This is a genomic window from uncultured Nitrosomonas sp., from assembly GCF_902826915.1.
Classification (GTDB): Bacteria; Pseudomonadota; Gammaproteobacteria; order Burkholderiales; family Nitrosomonadaceae; genus Nitrosomonas.
In genome coordinates, this window is record NZ_CADEGP010000058.1 from 1 (window position 1) to 20,075 (window position 20,075).

The 20,075-nt window shown below is 41.3% G+C and carries 21 protein-coding genes; 7 read left to right on the forward strand and 14 right to left on the reverse strand.

Going from position 1 to position 20,075, the window contains the following annotated elements; translation table 11 throughout:
* Positions 1–380 precede the first annotated feature (380 nt).
* A protein-coding gene (gene prfB, locus QZV86_RS10435) for a peptide chain release factor 2 (protein WP_295627490.1) occupies positions 381–1,488 on the reverse strand; the annotation gives its coding sequence in 2 pieces (ribosomal slippage) (positions 381–1,406 and positions 1,408–1,488; 1,107 coding nt in all).
* A 223-nt stretch (positions 1,489–1,711) separates the two neighbouring features.
* On the opposite strand from prfB, the gene ispD reads away from it, so the two are divergent.
* The 6 genes from ispD to QZV86_RS10465 all read left to right on the forward strand — a co-directional run bounded on the left by ispD (position 1,712) and on the right by QZV86_RS10465 (position 5,420).
* Positions 1,712–2,416 carry a 2-C-methyl-D-erythritol 4-phosphate cytidylyltransferase gene (gene ispD, locus QZV86_RS10440; RefSeq protein WP_295627493.1) on the forward strand — a complete coding sequence of 235 codons (705 nt, stop codon included), beginning with the start codon at positions 1,712–1,714 and terminating at the stop codon, positions 2,414–2,416.
* A complete protein-coding gene (gene ispF, locus QZV86_RS10445; protein WP_295627497.1) occupies positions 2,413–2,916 on the forward strand; it encodes a 2-C-methyl-D-erythritol 2,4-cyclodiphosphate synthase in 504 nt (167 codons plus the stop codon). The genes ispD and ispF overlap by 4 nt, the downstream gene beginning before the upstream one ends.
* Positions 2,903–3,448, forward strand: coding sequence for an RNA 2',3'-cyclic phosphodiesterase (gene thpR / locus QZV86_RS10450; RefSeq protein ID WP_295627500.1), 546 nt, complete (start codon positions 2,903–2,905; stop codon positions 3,446–3,448). Before ispF ends, thpR begins: the two co-directional genes overlap by 14 nt.
* A gap of 76 nt (positions 3,449–3,524) precedes the next feature.
* Positions 3,525–4,199 (forward strand): tRNA (adenosine(37)-N6)-threonylcarbamoyltransferase complex dimerization subunit type 1 TsaB, encoded by a 675-nt coding sequence (gene tsaB, locus QZV86_RS10455; RefSeq protein ID WP_295627503.1) that lies wholly within the window; start codon positions 3,525–3,527, stop codon positions 4,197–4,199.
* Complete coding sequence (gene rimI, locus QZV86_RS10460) at positions 4,183–4,650, forward strand: ribosomal protein S18-alanine N-acetyltransferase (protein WP_295627507.1); 468 nt, start codon at positions 4,183–4,185, stop codon at positions 4,648–4,650. The genes tsaB and rimI overlap by 17 nt, the downstream gene beginning before the upstream one ends.
* Before the next feature lie 173 nt (positions 4,651–4,823).
* Positions 4,824–5,420: a uracil-DNA glycosylase gene (locus QZV86_RS10465; RefSeq protein ID WP_366925698.1), complete on the forward strand. Its 597-nt coding sequence runs from the start codon at positions 4,824–4,826 to the stop codon at positions 5,418–5,420.
* A 13-nt stretch (positions 5,421–5,433) separates the two neighbouring features.
* Here QZV86_RS10465 and lplT read toward each other — a convergent pair whose 3' ends face one another.
* The gene (lplT, locus tag QZV86_RS10470; protein ID WP_295627514.1) at positions 5,434–6,708 is read right to left on the reverse strand and encodes a lysophospholipid transporter LplT; all 1,275 of its coding nucleotides are present in this window, start codon (positions 6,706–6,708) and stop codon (positions 5,434–5,436) included.
* A gap of 225 nt (positions 6,709–6,933) precedes the next feature.
* Between lplT and alr the strand changes: the two genes are divergently transcribed.
* Entirely contained in the window at positions 6,934–8,007 is a 1,074-nt protein-coding gene (alr, locus tag QZV86_RS10475; protein ID WP_295627517.1) for an alanine racemase, read from the forward strand.
* A gap of 36 nt (positions 8,008–8,043) precedes the next feature.
* Here alr and QZV86_RS10480 read toward each other — a convergent pair whose 3' ends face one another.
* The 12 genes from QZV86_RS10480 to QZV86_RS10535 all read right to left on the reverse strand — a co-directional run bounded on the left by QZV86_RS10480 (position 8,044) and on the right by QZV86_RS10535 (position 19,971).
* Entirely contained in the window at positions 8,044–8,838 is a 795-nt protein-coding gene (locus QZV86_RS10480; protein WP_295627520.1) for a peptidylprolyl isomerase, read from the reverse strand.
* Between the two features lie 154 nt (positions 8,839–8,992).
* On the reverse strand, positions 8,993–9,295 hold the full coding sequence (locus QZV86_RS10485; RefSeq protein ID WP_295627549.1) for a YciI family protein: 303 nt from the start codon (positions 9,293–9,295) through the stop codon (positions 8,993–8,995).
* A 118-nt stretch (positions 9,296–9,413) separates the two neighbouring features.
* Positions 9,414–10,568 carry an FAD-dependent oxidoreductase gene (locus tag QZV86_RS10490; RefSeq protein WP_295627552.1) on the reverse strand — a complete coding sequence of 385 codons (1,155 nt, stop codon included), beginning with the start codon at positions 10,566–10,568 and terminating at the stop codon, positions 9,414–9,416.
* A gap of 355 nt (positions 10,569–10,923) precedes the next feature.
* The gene (locus tag QZV86_RS10495; RefSeq protein ID WP_295627522.1) at positions 10,924–11,688 is read right to left on the reverse strand and encodes a VacJ family lipoprotein; all 765 of its coding nucleotides are present in this window, start codon (positions 11,686–11,688) and stop codon (positions 10,924–10,926) included.
* 230 nt (positions 11,689–11,918) lie between these two features.
* Entirely contained in the window at positions 11,919–14,012 is a 2,094-nt protein-coding gene (locus tag QZV86_RS10500; protein ID WP_295627525.1) for a M3 family metallopeptidase, read from the reverse strand.
* A gap of 68 nt (positions 14,013–14,080) precedes the next feature.
* Positions 14,081–15,355 carry a dihydroorotase gene (locus tag QZV86_RS10505; protein ID WP_295627529.1) on the reverse strand — a complete coding sequence of 425 codons (1,275 nt, stop codon included), beginning with the start codon at positions 15,353–15,355 and terminating at the stop codon, positions 14,081–14,083.
* A gap of 11 nt (positions 15,356–15,366) precedes the next feature.
* Complete coding sequence (locus QZV86_RS10510) at positions 15,367–16,326, reverse strand: aspartate carbamoyltransferase catalytic subunit (protein WP_295627532.1); 960 nt, start codon at positions 16,324–16,326, stop codon at positions 15,367–15,369.
* Positions 16,323–16,829 (reverse strand): bifunctional pyr operon transcriptional regulator/uracil phosphoribosyltransferase PyrR, encoded by a 507-nt coding sequence (gene pyrR, locus QZV86_RS10515; RefSeq protein ID WP_295627534.1) that lies wholly within the window; start codon positions 16,827–16,829, stop codon positions 16,323–16,325. Before pyrR ends, QZV86_RS10510 begins: the two co-directional genes overlap by 4 nt.
* Positions 16,798–17,295, reverse strand: a complete 498-nt coding sequence (gene ruvX / locus QZV86_RS10520) for a Holliday junction resolvase RuvX (RefSeq protein ID WP_295627536.1) — start codon at positions 17,293–17,295, stop codon at positions 16,798–16,800. The genes pyrR and ruvX overlap by 32 nt, the downstream gene beginning before the upstream one ends.
* A 12-nt stretch (positions 17,296–17,307) precedes the next feature.
* Positions 17,308–17,871, reverse strand: coding sequence for a YqgE/AlgH family protein (locus tag QZV86_RS10525; RefSeq protein WP_295627539.1), 564 nt, complete (start codon positions 17,869–17,871; stop codon positions 17,308–17,310).
* 79 nt (positions 17,872–17,950) lie between these two features.
* The gene (gene coq7 / locus QZV86_RS10530; protein WP_295627543.1) at positions 17,951–18,577 is read right to left on the reverse strand and encodes a 2-polyprenyl-3-methyl-6-methoxy-1,4-benzoquinone monooxygenase; all 627 of its coding nucleotides are present in this window, start codon (positions 18,575–18,577) and stop codon (positions 17,951–17,953) included.
* Between the two features lie 101 nt (positions 18,578–18,678).
* Positions 18,679–19,971 (reverse strand): (Fe-S)-binding protein, encoded by a 1,293-nt coding sequence (locus QZV86_RS10535; protein WP_295627546.1) that lies wholly within the window; start codon positions 19,969–19,971, stop codon positions 18,679–18,681.
* Positions 19,972–20,075: the final 104 nt, after the last annotated feature.

The window sequence follows — 20,075 nt, forward strand, 5'->3', positions numbered from 1 at the left end:
ATGTGTAAAGCATGCCGCCAGCGTTCAATCTGAGCCAGGATCAAACTCTTAAGTTCAATTCTGTTAACTCTTTCGCTTGACGTTTTGATAATTGATACAATGTTTAATTTATCAATACCTTTATTTCTTGCGAATACTATTTTATTTTCGAGGTTTTATCCTCTTCACTTTATTAAGTATCCACACCTATCGATTGTATTTTTTTAAAGAGCATCGCCACTTATTAATACTTGCCAAGCAGCAGAGAAGCGGAATTATACAGACTCTATAGCACTGGTCAAGATATTTCTAACCTTATTTTTGAAATGAAAATTCAGATAAACCAGTCATATTAAAAAACCCCTGGAATACAATCACTCAGTTACTAATACTGATTCAACTTATTTGACACCCTGTTTGAGACTCGCCTCAATAAAATTGTTCAAATCTCCATCCAATACATTTTGTGTGTTTCCAATTTCGATATTTGTACGTAAATCTTTTATCCGAGACTGATCCAATACATACGACCGAATCTGATGCCCCCAGCCAATATCCGTTTTATTCTCTTCTATGGTTTGCTTCTCTTCATTGCGCTTGCGTAACTCTGCTTCAAATAACCTCGACTTCAACATTGCAAGCGCATCCGCTTTGTTTCGGTGTTGTGAACGACCACTTTGGCATTGCACAACTATCCCGGTAGGGTTATGTGTAATACGAATAGCAGAATCTGTTTTATTAATGTGCTGTCCTCCAGCTCCAGATGCTCGAAATGTATCGATTCTTAAATCAGCTGGATTGATTTCAATCTCTATACTATCATCGACTTCTGGATAGACAAAAACACTAGCAAATGAGGTATGGCGGCGGTTACCAGAATCAAATGGCGACTTTCTAACCAATCGATGCACGCCGGTTTCTGTTCGCAAAGAACCATATGCATATTCACCAGAAACTTTTAAAGTAACACTTTTAATACCTGCAATATCACCCGGTGATTCTTCTAATATTTCCACATTAAGACCTTGCCTTTCACAATAACGCAGATACATACGCTCGAGCATAGCGGCCCAATCCTGCGCTTCGGTTCCTCCAGAACCTGACTGTATATCCACAAAACAATTGTTCGGATCCATTTGGCCAGAAAACATACGACGAAATTCTAAGTTTGCTATAACTTTTTCAATACTTTCAGCATCACCTGCAATACTCACAAGCGCTGCCTCATCCGCCTCATCCCTAGCTATCTGAAACAATTCCTTAGCATCACAAAGCTGTTTCTCCATTGATACCAACGTAACAACAGTACCTTCCAGCAATTTCTTTTCACGGCCTATTTCTTGAGTACGTTTGCTGTCTTCCCACACAGCTGAATCCTCAAGCAAGCGTGTTAATTCATTCAATCGGATTTGTTTGGAATCAAAGTCAAAGAAACCTCCGTAATTCACTTGCCCGAATATCAAGATCCTGAAGGTGATTTAAAATTGCATTAATTTGTTCTGCTTCCATAAAATTCCACCTCAAAATTTAGTAATTATAACCACTACTGAACTAAAAACTCACCTGTCTTTTTCGAACTCAATTACATCATAATAAGAAACTTATACTGAATAAATAATATAAGTATCAACAATCTCAGACAAAAGATACGTAAGAAATTATAATTGCTCATAATCACTGCAATAATTCTATCAAGCTTGGCACACTAATCGACTCCTTAACAAGAATCATAATGACAAAGTTCTTTACTTTAATTCCAGCTGCAGGTTCAGGATCTCGCATGAGCAGCGAACTCCCCAAACAATATTTATCCTTAAACAATAAACCTATGATTTATCATTCAATCAATACGCTATATCATAACCAGCTTATTACAAGCATATTCGTCGTTCTTGCTCCCGACGATTGCGACTGGATCAGACATGATTGGTCTGAGTTTTCCAGCAAATTAATCGTACTTAACTGTGGTGGCGCAACACGAGCTGAAAGTGTACTGAATGGCCTCACTACTGCAAGGCAAAAAGGCTTGATTGATACAAATGACTGGATCTTGGTGCATGACGCCGCTAGACCTTGCTTAACCGCAGCTCAATTAGAGAAATTAATTAATGAATTAACTCTTGATGAAGTTGGCGGACTATTAGCGGTACCTGTCTCTGATACCTTGAAGCGCAGTAATATCGAGAGTCGCGTGGCACATACTGAACCCAGAGAAAACTTATGGCAAGCGCAAACACCGCAGATGTTTCGCCATGAATTGCTTATTAAAGCACTACAGAATGCTGAGAAGCTTCACATTACCGATGATGCAAGCGCAATTGAAGCGCTAGGATTTCATCCTAAACTTATACAAAGTGACGCTTACAACTTTAAGGTTACCTATCCTAAAGACTTGGCATTAGCAGAATTAATTATTCAACAAAGGAACAATCCATGAGTACGATGAAAATAGGTCAGGGTTTTGATATACACCAACTGGTTGAAGGACGTCGTTTGATTATTGGTGGAGTAGCAATTCCTCACGAAAGGGGATTGCTGGGTCATTCTGATGCAGATGTATTAATCCATGCTATTTGCGACGCTCTTCTTGGTGCAGCGGCATTGGGAGACATTGGAAAACATTTTTCTGACTCTGACCCTCAGTACAAGCATATCGATAGTCGAGTACTATTACGCAATGTACATCGCTTATTGGAAAATTCTCAGTATAAAATTATTAATATTGACGCAACCATTATTGCTCAAACGCCTAAAATGGCACCGTATATCTCTGCCATGATTAGCAACATTGCACAGGATCTACAAACTCAAACCAGCAATATCAACATTAAGGCTAAAACTGCCGAACATTTGGGTGCAATTGGCCGAGGAGAAGGCATTGCTGCTGAAGTCGTATGCTTAATTGATCTTATGGAAAAAAATCTTGACCAAGAGTAACGAAATAGAAAGAAAATCAATTCGGGTATTCTTTGCGATCTTACCCAACAAACAGATACAGAAGCAATTGATGCACCATAGCAAAACGCTTGAACCTATTTGCGGTGGACGTAAAGTTAAAATGCAACATCTTCATTTAACATTGCTATTTTTAGGAAATGTTGAGACTCATCGGATCCAGACACTACAGCAAATCGCAGAAAATATACCCGCAAAGAAATTTGCGTTTAAATTGGATACAATCAGCCATTGGCGACACAATCATATTATTTACATCCAAGCAAAAAAATTTCCTGTAGAGCTCTTCTCACTTGCTAATTCATTAAAGATTGCACTATCAAAAGGTGGCTTCGCATTTGACAATCGCGCCTACAAACCACACATCACTATATTCCGCAAAGCCATTCACCATGTTAGCACTGACATGATTAATCCGATTCAATGGTGTGTCAATCAATGGTTACTCGTACAATCGAAACCAACACACAGTGGGGTCGAATATATTCCACTCAGCTATTGGCGCTTAAAATAGGCAGATTTCTTAAAGAACTAAATATTCCACGACATTTTATAACAATATCTCCCGATATCTGGGCTCTGCAACCACCATGAAAATTCTCGCTTTTGAAACCTCCACCGAATTTTGTTCCGTTGCAATTCAGCTAGAAGAGACAGTAATCGAGAAAGAAGTTCACGCAGGACAACGCCACTCAGAAATACTTTTATTTATGATTCAAGAAATATTGGAAGAAGCAAAATTGACATTGCAGCAAATTGACGGCATTGCTTTTGGCGCGGGCCCGGGCTCTTTTACTGGTTTACGCATCGCATGCGGGGTTGCACAAGGCCTAGCCTATACCACCGGGGTCTCAGTTATAAGAATCAGCACCTTAGAAGCTGTAGCACAGAAAATAGCTAAACAGAAAGTTATTGTAGCACTTGATGCTCGAATGGGCGAGATTTATCATGCCGCCTATCAGAAAGTAGCAAACCATGGCTGGGAAATTGTTAGCTCACCCATTCTTTGTCTACCGCAACAAGCGCCGGCTCTATCTGACACTAATATTAATTGGCATGGCTGCGGTAGTGGATTTGATGTTTATCACGAAGAATTATCGTCACGTTATCGTAAGAATCTTCAACAAATTCACTATGATCTTCATCCGCACGCTAAAGAAATCGCCCAGCTCGCGCTACTCCACCCTGGCACCGATCCAGTTAATGCAACACCAATATACTTACGAAACAAGGTGGCTATGAAAGAAAATGAACGACAATTATGAAATTACTGCGGCTGCTAACATCAGAACAATGCATCTTTCGGATATAGATCGCATTATTCTTATCGAGCGTGAAATTTTTCTTTTTCCATGGTCACCAGGCAACTTTTCCGATTCCATTAAAGCAGGTTATGTATGCCAGGTGCTCGAGCAAGACGATACACTTATGGGGTATGGAATCATGATGAGGAGCCCCGAAGAAGCCCATGTACTTACACTGGGCATTGCTGCAGATTGGCAAAAGAAAGGCTTAGGCAAGAAATTACTTCAACATTTTATTGAGTACGCCAAAGAGCAAGCAGTAAAATCTATATTTCTCGATGTGCGCGAATCCAATCATGGCGCGGCACAGCTCTACAAACTAATGGGTTTTCATCAAATTGCCACACGAAAAGGTTACTACCCCGCCATGTGTGGCCGCGAAGATGCGCTTGTTATGCAACTAAAGTTATGAATAATCGACGCAGACAAATACTTAAAGAATTAAATCTATTGCCAGCATGGTATTTTAGATCAGGCACCTCACATCTTAACCAATCATTTCATCTGAGATCTCCTAAAAGTGGAGATATTACATCTTCGTTCACGCTCAAAAAAGAGCCAGTGCAATCCAACGAAATTAACCAAATGAATTTGGATCAATTGCAACTGACAGTGTCACATTGCACCGCCTGCCCTTTGAGTAAGACTCGCACGCATACTGTATTTGGTACCGGTGATAAGAATGCAAGCTGGTTATTTGTTGGCGAAGGGCCTGGCGCAAGAGAAGATGAAACAGGTGAACCTTTTGTAGGGCAAGCTGGAAAATTGCTTGACCAAATGTTATCAGCAATTCAGTTAAACCGAAGGCATCTGGTTTATATTACCAATATCGTCAAATGCCGTCCCCCCAATAATAGAAACCCTAGTACACATGAAGCTAGACAGTGCGAACCGTTCCTGACTAGGCAAATCGCATTGATCAAGCCCAAAATTATTATTGTATTAGGTAAAGTTGCCGCACAAAATCTTCTTAAGTGTGACAACAGCATTTCCAGTTTACGTGGAAAACTACATGATTATTCAGGTATACCATTAATTGTTACCTATCATCCTGCCTATTTATTGCGCGCTCTTCCGGAAAAGGCTAAAGCCTGGAAAGATTTATGCTTCGCCCAATCAGTCATGAAATCATTGATTCAGAGTCCCCTCTCAGTTGATGATACTTCCCAATCAACTGACTAATTGATGCAATAAACTAGCGTACTTTTCTTGTACCAATCAGATGCAGCGAATCTTCCTTACTTTGATTTAGCAGGTGCCATTTTCTAACCAACGTCATCATGACAGAAACAAATAATCCAAAAACAGCAATAATGATATAGATATGCACTTCAAATAAAATTAATAAAGCATAAAACGATAACATTACTAAAATACTCAAGTTCTCATTAAAATTCTGCACTGCAATGGAGTGTCCGGCACCCATCAAAATATGCCCACGATGCTGTAACAGAGCATTCATCGGCACCACAAAAAACCCCGCTAGTCCGCCAATTAATATTAACAAAATAATAGCTATCCACAAGTCCGTTACTAAAATCATAGCCATGACAACAATGCCCATTGCAATACCCAATGGAATAACTGTTACCGATTGCCGTAAAGAAATCCAACGAGCTGCCATGATAGCACCTGCAGCGACACCTAAAGCCACTACACCTTGCAGTTGTGCCGATTGGTTGAGCGGGTAATCCATTGCCACTTCGGCCCATTTCAGTACAATAAACTGAAGTGTGGCACCTGCCCCCCAGAACAAAGTGGTCACCGCCAGAGATATTTGCCCGAGTTTATCCGACCACAACAATTTAACGCAGTGACTAAATTCATGAACCAGAAAAAAAATATTTCTCTTAGGAATACGATGATCGACTCCCGTATTAGGAATATACAAATTAAATAGTGCCGCGATAGTATAAATGATAGCTATTAGAAAAATCCCACTTTCCAGCGCATTGTCTATTCCCGTCTCTATAAAGGGAAAATCAAATTCCAACAAAGCATTTGCAACCGAAGGAGTAATTAGCATGCCACCTAAAACAGTTCCTAATACAATAGATGCTACCGTTAGTCCTTCAATCCATCCGTTTGCAATTACCAATTTTTCAGGTGGCAATAATTCTGTCAATATGCCATATTTAGCAGGTGAATAAGCAGCGGCACCTAATCCTACAACCGCGTAAGCGGCTAACGCAAAATATTGATGCATAGCAACAAATAACAATCCGCAACCGGTAATTTTGATGGTGTTGCTAATAAACATGACCCGCCCTTTTGGCATAGAATCAGCAAATGCACCAACAAATGGAGCAAGAATGACGTAGAACAGCACAAAAACAAACTTCAACATGGGTGTTAAATAAGCAGGAGCATGTAAATCAATTAGCAAAGCAATTGCTACAACGAGCAGCGCATTATCTGCAAGTGAAGAAAAGAATTGCGCTGCCATAATTGTATAAAACCCGCGTTTCAAACTTATTCCCTGTTATCTTGGTTCTTTACCAATAGTGTTATTGGTTAAATTATTTTCTAAGACTACTTACTTAAAAAAATCTTAATTTGTTCTTTATCGGCAATTTCAACTAAGCTCATGAGATTAGCATATTATGCAAATTACCGAAGCATCAACACTTGAAAATATATTTTGCGCACTGGACAAGAATCTCGTCGATACTATTTATTTTTATCATAAAATTTAATGTCACGCCCTATTCAAGCAATCATTGATCATTCTGCATTAGTACATAATCTGAGCATAGTCCGTCAATACGTACCCCATACACGCATTTTGGCAGTTCTCAAAGCGGATGCTTATGGACATGGATTACTTCAGACTGCAAATGCACTTAAAAATGTCGATGGATTTGCACTACTAGAATTAGATGCCGCGATAACTCTACGTACTGCAGGCTATCAGCAACCCATTTTACTTTTAGAAGGTTTCTTTTCTACACTGGAAATAGCTTTAATTGAACAATACCAATTGAGCACCGTCATTCATCATCCTGAGCAAGGATCCATGCTAACTGATTCCCAAAGTCGTAAAATAGACATATTCATAAAAATTAATACTGGCATGAATCGCTTGGGATTATCCCCCAAACAATTGCCACAAGTTATTCAAAAATTAACAAATAATCAACAGGTAAAAAATATTACACTCATGACGCACTTTGCCAGTGCTGATGATCCCCATGAAAAAGCAAGTGTTTTTCGTCAGCTTCAATGTTTTGAAAATATCACCGAGAAATATAATTATCCATGCTCCCTTGCAAACTCAGCAGCTATCGTCAATTATCCTGAAACCCATAGTGATTGGGTGCGCCCTGGAATTATGTTATACGGTGCTTCACCTTTTTCAGATAAAACTGCAGCAGATCTTAATCTTCTGCCAGTCATGACACTATCAAGCAAAATTATTGCGATACATGATTTGGAGGCTGGTGATAAAGTCGGTTATCATGGACTTTTCAAAGCTGATTATCGAATGCGCATTGGCATTGTTGCGTGTGGTTATGCGGATGGCTATCCACGTCACGCCCCCACTGGAACGCCCGTATTGATTAATAATCAACGTGGTCGATTACTAGGTCGAGTATCCATGGATATGTTGGCTATAGATCTTACTGGAATTGAAAACACTAAACTAGGAGACCCAGTTGTTCTTTGGGGTAAGGGTATGCCTGTCGAAGAAATAGCCACCTACGCTGAGACTTCCAGTTATGAGCTACTTTGCGGACTCGCTGCGCGGGTAGATAGGAAATTTCTTTAGTCATTTTTTCCCAATCCACCCGACATCGGAAAGAAATTATTCTACTTTTGCTTTACCGCGTAGATCTTGCACTACTGTAGCAAATTCACGTTGCAATACCCGCTGTTGTATACTTTGTTTTACTTCTTCAAATGGAGGAACTTCCATCGGCCGTATATCCATCAATTGAATTACATGCCAACCGAATGAGGTCTGCACTGGCTGTTCCGTCAAACCACCTTTCGATAGTTTCACGAGTGCCTCAGAAAATGGCCGAACATAAGCAGCAGGCGGACTCCAATTTAATTCTCCGCCATTTTCCTTACTCCCATCATCGATAGATTTTTCTTCAGCAATTTTGGCAAAATTACCCCCTTTTTTGAGACTAGCAACGATATCCCGTGCTTCACTTTCGTTTTCTACAAGAATATGACGGGCTTTGTATTCTTTATCACCCATCTGCACTTTTAGAACATCATATTCCTTACGTAAAGTATCATCACTAACCTGATTGTTTTTTATATAATCGGCCTGAAATGCTCTAACCAAAACTGCTTGGCGTGCTATTTCAAGTTGCGCGATAACTTCTGAATCCTGATCAAGGCGCTTTTTAACTGCTTCTTGAGCAAGAATCTCTTCTGCAATCAGATTCTCACGTAAAGCTTTTCTCATCTCCGGTCCATCCGGCTGTCCCTGTGCCACATTAGCTTTCACCATCAATTCCAAGCGAGATTGCGGAATTGCAACACCATTTACTTTAGCCACAACTCCTGATGACTGAGCCTGCACAGACAATGCAATCAAGCTCCAAAAACTAATTATCATTACTTGTGAAAATTTCTTCAAACGCATGGAATTTCCTTTTTTTGATTGGGATAAAATTTATATTCACCAGAATATAGCATCAGTCTAAAGTATACGCCTTTACTTGTAAGACGTGAACTCTATATGCCACTATTTCTAGTGAAATCACTTGATATTATAGAGAAAAATATATACTAGGTTCTTATTCAGGCAAAACCTTTTTAAACGGTTTAACTGTTACTCTTTGGTAAACACCTGCACTAACATAGGGGTCCTCATTAGCCCAAGCCTGAGCTGTTTCCAGAGATTTAAATTCTGCCACTATCAGACTGCCCGAAAAACCAAGCGGACCTGGATCTTGATTATCAATTGCAGGATAAGGTCCCGCTAAAATTAGCCGACCTGCTTCTTGCAATGCCCTAATTCTTCTTAAATGCTCTGATCGAACTGATATTCTTTTTTCTAAGCTATTTGGTACATCTTCTGCATTTATCACGTATAGCATCATTGTTTCTTTCCAATCTTATTGTCGATTTTTTCATTCAATAAATTTGTTCTGCGCACCCTGCGCCTATCCCCGTGGCAAGCCACGGAAAATTGCAAGTTAAAAACGCTGCTTATTATCACTTCAGCACCGCAGGCAATTGAGTGGTTAGGTTATTTTTTTCCTTGATTGCCGCGCCCAATAATGCATACCCCAATATATCTCCTGCGTCATCTTGATAAAGTGCCTTAACACCATCTTCCACAGTTTCAACATTCCATTCACCTTTAACACTAAAATCTGGCGGAGACACTACTGTTGGACAGGATGGAGTTTTTACAATTACTGGCATTGCCGGATAATGAATCTGAGTAGGATTACCAGTAAGTGTTGCAGCTAAAGCTCGCGCTGCATGCGTAATCGGCATTACAAATGGCAGTACTTTTCCTTCTACTTCAGCACAATCACCCAATGCATAAATATCGGCACAATGAGTTCGCAGCAGGCGGTTCACAACGATACCACGATTAACTTGAATTCCTGCTACGGCAGCAAGTTGCGTTCGCGGTTTTAATCCAATCGCTGACAATACAATATCAGATTCGATTAATTCGCCATTATCTAACGCTAGACGAAACTTCCCCTGCTGTGTTTGATCTACCAACCGGGTCGTTGTATTTAAGTGAAAAAATACGCCAGCAGCTTCCAATCTCTTCTGCATAAATGCTCCCCCCTCTCGCGGCAAGAGACGGCCAAGAGGTTGCGCGCTCATATCAATCACATCGACTCGGTAGCCATTCGTTACCAAATCATTCGCAAATTCACAACCAATTAAACCAGCTCCTATAATACAAACTCTCGCTCGGCCAGTTAGCACGTCCCTAAACTTTTTATAATCATCAAGATCATTAACAGTTAATATCTCCGCTATACCATTCCCTGATAACGGCAAACGCACTTGGTCAGCACCCAGCGCTAGAACCAACTGCCCGTACACCAGCCGTTCGCCATCAGTCAAAGTTAACTCATGTCTCTCTTGATCTATCAAAGTTACTCGGCAAAAAGGACGAATAGACATCTTCAATTGCGATGCCATTTTAACAGCGTCTCCATTCAAAATGGACTCAGGATCCTTACCTGATGATAGTGCATTCGATAGCATAGGTTTGGAATAAAAGCCACCATGATCAGCTGATAACATCACCATGGGCAGCTCTGTATTCAGCTTGCGTATTTCACGTGCCACGGCATAACCCGCCAAACCACTTCCCACAATTACCACTGAATTTTCTATCAATTCATTTCTCCATTATTTCAAAGCACGCTTGAAACACTCCACACTTTGGGCAAATCAGCTATTTGAAACAGCTTCACATCAAGTATCTCTTCTTATTCTGTGTGTTATTTCAGTGAGTGCGTCATAACAAGACCAAACCGCGATCACATTGTTAACGTTTCCTTCCCCTATTTTATTTAGGATTAAAAAAAGCACATTGGATCTGGAAATATTTCCTTCTCAATGCGCTTTTTTGGTATGTCTACTAATGATCAATAAACTAATTTATTATTCAAATTCATATCAATTTGAAGTGGTGATGCTACTTTTTCAATCCCGAAATTTAAAAAATACATCTGCTTAACGTTTATTACTATTTTTCTTCACTGCTATTATTTACTAAGCTAGTGCGTCTTTGTAAATATGCATCACGCATGAATTCATATTTATCCAGTGCAGCTTCTTCCAGAGTTTTCTCAACATCCAGCAGCTGTGCACGTGTATCTACAGCTCTCGCTGCTGCTATTGGAATACGTACAGCAGTTGAATTAATATAGTCCACATCATGTAGAAAAACCCCTGTCACTCCTTGTGTAACAGGATCCATAAAGAAACTATCAACGGCAATGCCAAAAGTATCACGCACGGAGCTCGGCCCCAACAATGGTAGAACCACATAAGGTCCACTGCCGATTCCATAATGCCCCAAAGTTTGACCAAAATCTTCATTTCTCTTGCTGAGATTAACGTCACTAGCTGCACTTATATCGCTTGCAATATCGATCAAGCCAAAAATACCAAAAGTGGTGTTGATAAGGAGTCGAGCACCAGTGGCAAGTGCACTCTCATAATTTAACTGAAGAATAGAGTTTGTTATCACCACCACATCGTTAAGGTTTGAAAAAAAGTTCCCAACCACCAGTTCGAGGGGATCAGGCATAAGCTTCTTGTAACCTCTAGCAACTGGTTCGAAAACATTGTCATCGACCATCTCATTAAAACTAAAAACAGCACGATTCATTGGTTCTAGAGGATCGTAAGGACCGTTCTCGTTATTAAGTTTCGTAGAGGCGCAGCCAGTTAAAAATACACCAGCCAATAAAATAGCAACAATTTTGGAATGGATCATATTAATCATACTCTTATTTTAGTAAAAAATTTTATGGATCTTGCCATATTTATAGAATCGGTTCAATACGAACTGATCCAAAATGATACGTTTGTTCAAACTAGCGATAAACCAATGCTACTTCTATAAACATTAAAAAAGAAACCTTATTAAATCAGATCTCAAGCCTCTGTTATACGACAGATTAGTCAGGGTATTTAACAAAAAATGGACAAGCACTATATATTATCAATTTTATATTAAACCACTCCCATTCCATTATGGCGCAACAACGCATCCAATTCTGGCTCGCGCCCCCGGAAAGCTACAAATGACTCCAATGCCGAACGACTGCCTCCCACTGCAAGAATCTCTTCAAGAAAGTGCGATCCCGTCACTGCATTAACTACCCCAGTCGATGCAATCTCTTCAAAAACACTATAAGCATCCGCCGAAAGAACTTCTGCCCATTTATAACTGTAATAACCAGCAGCATACCCCCCCGCAAAAATATGCGCAAAGCTATTTGGGAAACGGTTAAAATCAGGCGGAATGATCACTGCCACCTCACTCCGAATCTCATCAATTAACTGTAGTACAGTCTTGTCACCATCCGGTTTATAATCAAAATGTGCATGCATATCAAATAAAGCAAACTCAATCTGCCGCAACATTTGCAACCCACTTTGGAAATTTTTTGCTTTCAACATTTTATCAAACAAAACTCTAGGTATGGATTCTCCAGTATCAATGTGGTGCGTCATTCCGCTCACCACATCCCACTCCCAACAAAAATTCTCCATAAACTGGCTCGGCAATTCTACCGCATCCCATTCGACACCATGAATGCCAGACACGCCTAAATCCTCAACCTTTGTCAGCAAATGATGTAACCCATGGCCAAATTCATGGAATAAGACAATTACTTCATTGTGTGTAAATAATGCAGGACGCAACTGTTCGTTAATTGTCACAGGCGGCGAGAAATTGCATGAAAGGTACGCAACTGGTACTTGTATCTTGTATTTTCCGGTTTGCTGATCATCGATTCGCCGCCGCGTAACAGCTTCGTCCATCCAAGCACCGCCTTGCTTGGTAGTTCGTGCATACAAATCCAAATAGAATCGACCGATCAGTTGTCCAGAGGCATCCAGGATATCAAAAAACTTAACATCGGGATGCCAGCATTGAACTTCGCGCGATGCCAATACAGGAAGAATCTGGATGCCATACAACTTTTCCACCAGCATAAACATACCAGCAAGTACTTTATCCTCCGGAAAATACTGTTTAACTTCCTGATCTGAAAAAGTATAACGTTCCTCGCGCAATTTTTCACTAACATAAGCCACATCCCAAGCCTCAAGTTTTGGCAAATTTAATTTCTCGGCTGCAAATTGCTTAAGCGCTTGCAAATCTCTCTCGGCATACAACCTTGCCTTAGTCGCCAGCTCCCTAAGAAAATCGAGAACCTGCTGTGGAGAGGTTGCCATTTTTGTCGCCAAAGAAACTTCAGCATAATTTTCATAGCCCAGCATTTGTGCTTCTTCTCGGCGGAGCCTCAATATCTTGTTAATAAGGAGCATATTATCTTTATCCGATCCAGCTTGGCTATCAAATTCACTGGCTCGCGTGGCATGACCACGATACATCTTCTCACGCAAATTGCGATCGTCTGCATATTGCAGCACAGGAAGGTACGAAGGCATATGTAAGGTAAATTTCCAGCCTGCTTTTGAGTCTGCCGCGGCCAATTCCTTAGCCGCTTGAAGCACATCAGCTGGGATACCCGTCACGGTTTTAGCATCCTCAATCAATAATTCAAATGCATTCGTTGCATCCAGCAAATTGTCATTGAATGCTGATGATAGCTTTGATAATTCTTTCTGAATCTGCAAGAATCGCGGTTTCTTCTCAGACGGCAATTCCGCGCCACCTAAACGAAAATCTCTCAATTCATTCTCAATGATCTTCTTCCGCGCCGGAGTCAAATGGCTGAACTCCGAACTTACGCGCAATTGTTTAAATCTTTCAAACAGCGATACGTCCTGAGATAACTCAGCATAAAACTGAGTGATCAGAGGCAAATTGGCATTGTAGATTTCCCGTAACTGTGCAGTATTCATCACCGCATTTAAATGCGACACTTGACCCCAGGCGCGTGACAAGCGCTCATTTGCATCCACCATTGGCTGCACAAAATTCTGCCAAGTAGGCGCTTGAACATCCGCCCGCACTCTTTCAATCACTGCATGATTCTCTTGCAATAGTGTTTCAATGGCTGGCGCAATATGTTCATTCGTTATTTCTGCAAAACGAGGAAGCCTCGAAAAATCTAGCAATGGGTTCGACATGTCTCTCCAAATAATTGAAAAATATTTCTTCGTATTATTGTTACTAAATCAAAAAAGCATGGTCGTATTCAATGTTCATAAACAATGTGACCATTCACCAGAGTATATTTAATTCCACCCGGTAATTCCATACCCATAAAAGGTGTATTTTTGCCTTGACTCAAAATGGCCGAGGAAGTCACTTTCCAATAGTGATCTGGATCAAAAATACAAATATCCGCTGCACTTCCGACGGACAAATGCCCTGCATCAATGCCTAGAATTCTCGCTGGCTCCGAAGTAATCTTTGCTAACATTTTTGGCAAAGATAGGTGCATTTCTGTTCCCCATTTTAATGTTAAGGGCAGCAGTAGTTCTACGCCTGTTGCCCCGATATCAGATTGACCGAATGGCAACAGTTTGGCATCTTCATCTACTGGTGCGTGATCGGAACAAATGGCGTCAATCGTACCATTCAACAGACCCTGTCGCAACGCATCCCGATCCTCGAAACCACGCAATGGTGGCATTAAATGGCAGTTGGAATCAAAGAAACCAATATCCATATCTGACAGATGCAAGTGATTAATTGTCACATCACATGTTATCGGCAAACCCTGTTGCTTGGCAGCACGAATCATCGTCAGCCCTTCAGCACTGGAAATTCGGCACAGATGCACCTTAACTCCTGTTTCCTTGGTCAATAATATAATGTTGGAAATAGCAATTGTTTCTGCACAAACAGGGATTGTAAGTAACCCTAATCGGGTTGCAACTTCACCATCATGCGCCACGCCATCACCAGTCAAGCTGATTTCTTGAGGGCGTAACCACACGCTAAAATCAAATGTAGATGCATACCGCATAGCCTGAATTAACACCCGAAGGTTTGGCAACAAGCCATCCGGCTGACCAAAAACCACACATCCAGCGTCGTTTAGTTCCGCCATTTCGGTCAATCGCTCACCTTTCAATCCTTGAGTAAGCGCACCAATGGGATATACATGGGCTTGATTCAGATTCTTGGCGCGATGCTTCAACATTTCTACCAAGCCTGGCTCATCCAACGGCGGATCCGTATCCGGCGGACAAGCTATGCTCGTCACACCACCTGCAACGGCCGCATTCAATTCGGACTCAAGGGTTGCCTTATATTCCAACCCTGGTTCACGCAAGCGCACAGATAAATCGACCAGACCCGGGCATACAATTAACGATTGAGCATCAATTATACGGCTAGCTTGGAATTCAACAGGAACTTCACCTATCCCGACAACTTTGCCTTTAGCAATAAAAATATCTTGAATAGAATCAATATCGTTTCGTGGATCAATAAAACGTCCATTCTTTATATGAATTCTCATACCAACAATCCTTAAACCTGATTGCCTGTCAAAATTGACATCACAGCCATGCGCACTGCGATACCAAATGTCACTTGAGGCAAAATCACCGATTGTTTACCATCTGCAACTGCTGAGTCAATCTCCACACCACGATTCATCGGGCCAGGATGCATCACTATCGCATCGCGCCGAGCAAGTGACAGCTTCTCCGCAGTCAGCCCATAATATTTAAAGTATTCCTCTGCACTAGGCAAATTTGCACCTTTCATCCGCTCATTCTGCAAACGCAGCATCATCAATACATCAACATCTTTCAATCCTTTTGCCATATCGTGATAAACATGCACGCCAAGGCGTTCCACCATCTTGGGTAGCAAAGTTTTCGGCGCAATGACACGCACTTCTGGAACACCCAATGTCGTTAATGCATGAATCTGGGAACGCGCTACTCGCGAATGCAAAATGTCACCGACAATGGCAACACGTAAGTTACGAAAATCATGCTTGTATCGCCGAATCGTAAACATATCTAGCAAAGCTTGCGTCGGATGCGCATGGCTCCCATCCCCAGCATTGATCACATGAATATCTGAGCGAACATGTTTTGCAATCAGATGAGCAGCACCACTTTGCGCATGTCGCACAACAAACATATCTGCATTCATCGCAGAAAGATTGTCCACGGTATCCAACAATGTTTCGCCTTTAGATTGTGCAGAAACCGCAATATTTAAATTGATGACATCAGCTGACAAACGTTTGGCAGCAATTTCAAATGTTGTTCGTGTGCGCGTACTTGACTCGAAGAAAAGATTGAATATCGACTTACCACGTAACAATGGTATTTTCTTGACATCACGTTCAGTAACTCCCACAAAAGATTCTGCCGTATCCAGAATATGCAACAGTATAGAAACTGGCAAACCTTCCGTCGTCAATAAGTGCTGCAGTGCACCATTTCCATCCAATTGCGGATTTCTATTGATCATTCTGGAGAATTCTTATCATATAAATGTAGGCTTAACTTGCCATTTTCTTCCTGCTTCAATTCCAACATTTTTTCTGCAGGTAGATCAAGTTCCACGCCAATATACTGGGCCGCGATCGGCAATTCCCGGCCACCACGATCGACCAAAGTTGCCAGGCTAACTGATGCCGGCCGACCGTAATCAAACAACTCGTTGATCGCTGCACGAACGGTACGCCCAGTGTTCAGCACATCATCGACCAGCAGAATATGCGCCCCCTCTACTTCAAAAGGGATTTCTGACGGCTTAATTTGTGCATGCAAGCCAATCTTATCGAAATCATCTCGATAGAAGGACACGTTTAATATACCGAGCGGCTTTGTGCTTGCCAAATCTTGGTGCAGACGTTCTGCCAACCACACTCCGCCTGTGCGAATACCAACCAGCGCATAATCCCTATTGCCATCGGTTTGTATTTTTCTTGCAAGGTTATTAAAGACTTTCTCTGCGTCCGGTAATTGCATGCTGTTCATCAAAAAATGATTGAAGTATTTGTTGTGCGGCTATTTGATCTAATACTAATTTTTGTTCCCTTCCAGCAACACCAGCATCACGTAAAGCAGCACTGGCTGTTTGACTCGTATAGCGCTCATCTTGCATGACTACCCGGATGTTAAAACGTCCTGCCAGGCGCCGTGCAAAACGTTGACTTAATTGAGTCAATTCATGCGCGGTTCCATCACTATGTAATGGCAAACCCACTACAAATAATATCGGTTGCCAAGCTTCGATTAATTGAGCAATCATTACAAAGCGCTTATCTGTCACTTCGCTGTCAATTGTAATAAGGGGATGCGCTATACTTAGCGCCGTATTGCCAATGGCCACTCCTATGCGCTTTTTTCCAAAATCAAAAGCCAAAACATATCCATCAGAAAATTGCCCTATTGGATGGCTTATCTGCTGGTTTTTCGATAAATGTCCTATCATTGGCTGTAATGCTTAAGCATGCCCGACTTCATTGGACAGGTTTGCATAATTGTTAATTCCCAGTAACTGCATTGCAGCCGGTAGTCTTTCTTCAGAAGGGAGCTCAAATATTACGTCTGTTGAAGCCGGCACAGTCAACCACGCATTCTGAGCCAACTCATGCTCAATCTGACCCGCCGCCCATCCAGCATACCCCATCGCAACTAGAGATTGATCAGGCCCTTCAGCATTGGCAATAGCTTTTAAGATATCCATCGATGTGGTTAAACCAATCTCTTGATTCACGCTCAATGTTGATTGCCAGCTCCCTGCTGGACGGTGCAAAACAAATCCACAATCCAATTGTACAGGCCCGCCAAATAACACCGAGGTCGACTCAGCAAGAGGGTCCGTTGATGAAATGCTCAACTGCTTAAAAAGATTGATCAATGTCATATCAGTAGGGCGATTAATGACAATCCCCAATGCCCCTTGCTCGTTATGCTCACAAACATATGTCAGTGTTTTAGAAAATATTGAATCCGCCATTGCAGGCATCGCAATTAAGAAATGATGTGTTAAATTAACATTTTTCATATAGATAACTATATATTATCAATACGTTATCATTTTAATTTTTTACTTATCATATAAAATCACTAAAAAATCTTAGTACTTAAATCCAGTATGCCGTTTGAGTCATTACTTTTGACCCTAGTTTCATAGTAACTTTCACCGGCAGAGGCAACTCTACACCGCCATGCGACAACGCCATCGTTGCATGACTGGCTTCATCAATCTCCATTTGCTTCACTATAGCGCGACTTCTTCCGTCATTATCAGGTAACCGCTGCAAATGGTTGGATAAGTGCTCCCCCACCTGTTGCTCTGTCTCAGCAAGGAAACCAAGATTCCATTTGTCCCCCAGCATTCCCGCGAACATCCCTATCGCGAAAGATCCGCCATACCAAAGTGGATTAAGTATGCTTTTACGGCCTCCCAGCTCAGCAATGCGACGTTCTGTCCATGCCAAATGCTCTGTTTCTTCACGAGCAGCTTGTAATAGTGTTTGTTGCACCGCTTCATTACGCGCTGTTAATCCTTGCCCCTGATAAAGAGCTTGCGCACATACTTCACCTACATGATTCACTCGCATCAACGCACAAGACAATCGCTTCTCTACATCAGTCAGAGCTGCCTCTGGCAACTCTCCACCCGGAACAGGGCGCACAGTCTGCGCCGAAGTTAGCAAAGTACGCAAAGCACTATCAAACCCAATAATAAACTTATCTATATTCATCATTATTTCATATCTCAATTAAGAATAAGAATCATAAAAGTCACACCAAGATTCCCAGATAAATTGTAATTTTAATTAATTCACATATTAGCAATCTGTTTTCATTATAATTTTAACCCCATTTGCCTTGCCAGCAATGCCACCGGATGCAGAACTTCTATCCGCACGCCTTCCTCATACATTCTATTTGAAAAATGCATCGCGCAACCAATATTTGAAGTAACTAGAAATCTGGCTCCACTTACTTTAAGCGCCAATATCTTGTCATTCAACAGCATATTGGCAAAATCTGGCTGGACTAAGAAATAAGTTCCTGCAGCGCCACAACATTGATCATTACCTGCCAATGATACTGCTTGCACACCTGGAATAAGCTCGATCAATTGATAAGGATACGTTTGTTCCCGCAATACATTACGCTGACTGCACGGCTCATGCACCAAAATTTTTTCTGGCAGTACTGCTAGACTCACATCCTCCCATCCTCCATTTGCAATCAAAAATTGGTTAATATCTACAATTCGAATACGATCATTACCCACTCTGGATTCAAGTAATTGCACGCCACAACCTGTTGCCGTACTGATAATCGTATCGATATCGTATCTCGCAAAAGCAGATTTATTCTGCCGCGACAACGCAGCAGCATCCTTTATCGCCCCGTCATGTTGGTATATAGCACCACAACAAACCTGATCTACTGGGACATGCACCGTATATCCCAAATGATTCAATACATAAATACATGAATTTAACGTCGCCACATCGGTTAAACGCGCCACGCAACCTAAAAACAACCCAATCTCGCCACGCTTTTTGCTTATTGCTGGGTAAGTTTCTTTCCAGAAATTATTCTTACCATGTTTCTCGCCAGTCAATCTCGCCTGCGGAAATTTAATCAATGGAAGCTGTGCAACAAACCGCAAAAGTTTATTATTACCCAAATAACTTGATTTCTTTATCCAGCGCAACCAACCTTTCTTTTGTACAAAATGAAACAAGCCACGCAAACGATCCAGTCGTGCCGGCTGAGTAAGCAATTGTTTTTTTAGCAAGCTTAACACAAGAGGCTTTTGAGGCAATTCAACAGATTTTGGTTGATCAGCAATCAATGCACGCATGCTATCAATCAAATTTCCATAAGCCACATTATTAGGACAAGCAACTTCACAAGCCCGACAAGTCAAGCAACGATCCATATGTTGAATGAATCGTGCATTCAATGGAATTCGTCCATTAACAAACCCACTCATCAAATTAATACGTCCACGCGGAGAGTCAGCCTCGGATTTCAGCAAGCGATAAGTAGGACAATGCGGCAAACACAAGCCACACGAAACACATTGATTTGATTCATTATTAATCAAATCCTTTGAAGACTTTGAAAGTAAATTCAATTTATCAATCTCACGAGTTTTAGTTCTAACACAACTCCTCCCAATTATTAAGAGGTGGTCACACTTGATTGGACAGTTTTTCCCATATTTTAAGTGGAAATCTC

Coding starts and splice junctions, on each gene's coding strand:
- rimI (WP_295627507.1), top strand. CDS start 4,183: ATGAACGACAATTATGAAATTACTGCGGCTGCTAACATCAGAACAATG.
- ispF (WP_295627497.1), top strand. CDS start 2,413: ATGAGTACGATGAAAATAGGTCAGGGTTTTGATATACACCAACTGGTT.
- ispD (WP_295627493.1), top strand. CDS start 1,712: ATGACAAAGTTCTTTACTTTAATTCCAGCTGCAGGTTCAGGATCTCGC.
- alr (WP_295627517.1), top strand. CDS start 6,934: ATGTCACGCCCTATTCAAGCAATCATTGATCATTCTGCATTAGTACAT.
- QZV86_RS10500 (WP_295627525.1), bottom strand. CDS start 14,012: ATGTCGAACCCATTGCTAGATTTTTCGAGGCTTCCTCGTTTTGCAGAA.
- QZV86_RS10505 (WP_295627529.1), bottom strand. CDS start 15,355: ATGAGAATTCATATAAAGAATGGACGTTTTATTGATCCACGAAACGAT.
- ruvX (WP_295627536.1), bottom strand. CDS start 17,295: ATGATAGGACATTTATCGAAAAACCAGCAGATAAGCCATCCAATAGGG.
- tsaB (WP_295627503.1), top strand. CDS start 3,525: ATGAAAATTCTCGCTTTTGAAACCTCCACCGAATTTTGTTCCGTTGCA.
- QZV86_RS10485 (WP_295627549.1), bottom strand. CDS start 9,295: ATGCTATACGTGATAAATGCAGAAGATGTACCAAATAGCTTAGAAAAA.
- QZV86_RS10525 (WP_295627539.1), bottom strand. CDS start 17,871: ATGAAAAATGTTAATTTAACACATCATTTCTTAATTGCGATGCCTGCA.
- QZV86_RS10480 (WP_295627520.1), bottom strand. CDS start 8,838: ATGCGTTTGAAGAAATTTTCACAAGTAATGATAATTAGTTTTTGGAGC.
- QZV86_RS10465 (WP_366925698.1), top strand. CDS start 4,824: ATGAATTTGGATCAATTGCAACTGACAGTGTCACATTGCACCGCCTGC.
- coq7 (WP_295627543.1), bottom strand. CDS start 18,577: ATGATGAATATAGATAAGTTTATTATTGGGTTTGATAGTGCTTTGCGT.
- pyrR (WP_295627534.1), bottom strand. CDS start 16,829: ATGCAATTACCGGACGCAGAGAAAGTCTTTAATAACCTTGCAAGAAAA.
- QZV86_RS10495 (WP_295627522.1), bottom strand. CDS start 11,688: ATGATTAATATGATCCATTCCAAAATTGTTGCTATTTTATTGGCTGGT.
- QZV86_RS10510 (WP_295627532.1), bottom strand. CDS start 16,326: ATGATCAATAGAAATCCGCAATTGGATGGAAATGGTGCACTGCAGCAC.